The following is a 2,186-nucleotide window of genomic DNA, read 5'->3' as shown; positions in this document are numbered from 1 at the left end:
CTTATTGGATTATAGTGGTGTTCATTTTTTTATATTAAAAATCAATGCGATATATACCAATACTCATAATCACTCACTATTAACTCACAATTCAACGTAGCCACTCCCTCTATCATCAAGGTATTTATCTGTCATCCTCATGGATTTGTGACCAAGTATTTTCTTTGCAAACTCAGCACTCTTTTCTTCTTCATATAATCTCGCAGATAAACTTCTAATTTCGTGAAATGTTGGTTTATTTTCTATGTGTTGAGGTAGCGCTTCGATAAATTTACCTCTCAGCGTTTTTGCTGTAGTGTTGCCACATATTTTATCTGACTTTCTATCTATGAGATTTAAAACATCACTAATAGAGTAACCGATAGATTCAAGCCTCAATGAGAGTGGTATTGCTACTTTAGAGCCTGTTTTTATTTGGATGACATATAGCCTATCATTTTTTATATCATCCCATTTCATGTTGGTAATGTCGCTAATGCGTTGAGCTGTAAGTATCGCCAATAGGAACATATACCTATATTTGTCATTTGTGTGCTTTAAGGCGTATTTAAACTCTTCTAGTGATAACCTTGATCGCTGAACGCTTGTCTTTGGCGGCTTTGTCACGGCAACAGGATTTTCCTTTATTACACCATCCGCAATGGCTTCATTAAAGGCATCTAGCATGGTGGATCTTAGTAATTTTGCCATTGCCTTTTTTGGGTACTCTGAAATAAATGTAGCTATATCTCTTGGCGTTACATTCTCAACGGGACAGTCATCAAAGTGTAATTTAATTAACTTTATTCTTGATTCGTAATCGTAGATTGTTTTCTCTTTTAACCCCCTACAGTTTATTTTTTCCCTATAAATATCAAGCCACTCATGCAGTGTCACACAGTGAACATTATTAATTCTGTCAACTAATGACTCTTTAGGTTTATAAATAGCCAAATTGGCGTGTATGGCTTCGGTTATTGCCAATGATTTGTTTGAGCCAACAGAAAATTCCTTTTTAGTTCTTACATCCCTGTAATAGTAAATCCCTTTACGCAAATACAAGTTAGGCGGTAGCCCCTTGTTCTTTGCACTTCTGTTTCTGCCCATTAATTTTCTCCATCAAAGACTTCTGATCCTTTACTAACTTATCATTTGTTAGAATTGCCCAGGGTTCGATTTCATAACTACCGCCAACTTTTTCAGGGGCAGGGTATAACCTTCCCTCGCTAATATATCTATATAAAGTTCGTGGTGTTTTGGGTTTAGCAAAATATCTATTATTCCATTCTAATAATGTTATTCGCTTCATTTATTGTTTCTCCTATTTACTTTTATCTTCCTTTTATATTAATTGAATACTTTCTTCTGCTTGGTCGCCATATACATCCCAACCACCGTATTTATCACGAGCGAATAATTCGAGTCGAGGAACATCTCCATATAGCTCCTCTAAACGATGATGGACTTCTTTTGGCTTTTCGCTGTGCTCACCAAGGCATGAGTAAATAACTTGTCGAACACTTGCAGACTTGCGAGGTAATCCATTGCCTCTTATGGCTATTAAACACATTTCGATATTTTGACGAGTGTAATTACCGCAATTAATCTTCGTCTCATTATTTAATATTTCCATAAAATCGAAAAAGTCCTCTGGTGGTTTTTTATTTATTCTATCTCCTGCGTTTTTATTTAATTTCACCCATGCGAACCCAAACATATTTTTAACTTTAAAATCCCATGCTTCGGCTAATTTAATAGCTTCTAGTGCAAAGTTTCCCGTGTACCACATAAACAGTACGGCATTTTTAGAGGAGTATTTTTCTATTGGTAATCGGGAGATGGAATATAAATCGGTGGTGTTGTAATGATTATCTGCTGCGCCATTTGAAACCTTGTTATTGTAAGACCAAGGTGGGTCGCACAATATCAAGTCATACTTTTTCATTCTCCGCCTCTTTCATTAATAGAAATACTTCCATAGCGGCGCGTAGTGGGTTCGATTTATATCTCGATGTGATTCCATTTGAAATATCACTTGCACACCACCAAGTTAACCCCCCATCCTCTGACATGTCTGCCATTAACGATATCAAATTTTCAATAATAATCGGCATTGCGTCGGCTGGGTTGTTGCATGGGTCGAATACTTGATATTTACCTTTGATATTATAAGTAATAACGCCGTTAGGTAAGAATCTAAAATATTT

4 protein-coding genes are annotated in these 2,186 nt (G+C 36.0%); all 4 read right to left on the bottom strand.

What is annotated here, in order from left to right; all coding sequences use genetic code 11:
• Positions 1–84: 84 nt before the first annotated feature.
• Positions 85–1,086 (bottom strand): tyrosine-type recombinase/integrase, encoded by a 1,002-nt coding sequence (locus DK861_RS16475; RefSeq protein ID WP_109400789.1) that lies wholly within the window; start codon positions 1,084–1,086, stop codon positions 85–87.
• Positions 1,043–1,288, bottom strand: coding sequence for an excisionase (locus DK861_RS16470; RefSeq protein ID WP_109400788.1), 246 nt, complete (start codon positions 1,286–1,288; stop codon positions 1,043–1,045). Before DK861_RS16470 ends, DK861_RS16475 begins: the two co-directional genes overlap by 44 nt.
• A gap of 33 nt (positions 1,289–1,321) precedes the next feature.
• Positions 1,322–1,924 carry an MT-A70 family methyltransferase gene (locus DK861_RS16465; protein ID WP_109400787.1) on the bottom strand — a complete coding sequence of 201 codons (603 nt, stop codon included), beginning with the start codon at positions 1,922–1,924 and terminating at the stop codon, positions 1,322–1,324.
• Positions 1,911–2,186 (bottom strand): phage protein NinX family protein (locus DK861_RS16460; protein WP_109400786.1); only part of this gene is annotated, 276 nt, incomplete at its 5' end. The genes DK861_RS16465 and DK861_RS16460, both read right to left, overlap by 14 nt.

Origin of the sequence: Proteus sp. TJ1640, from assembly GCF_003144445.1 — a bacterium.
Lineage (GTDB): Bacteria > Pseudomonadota > Gammaproteobacteria > Enterobacterales > Enterobacteriaceae > Proteus > Proteus penneri.
The sequence above is the reverse complement of the archived record's forward strand: the minus strand, read 5'-3'. Positions and strand labels throughout refer to the sequence as shown.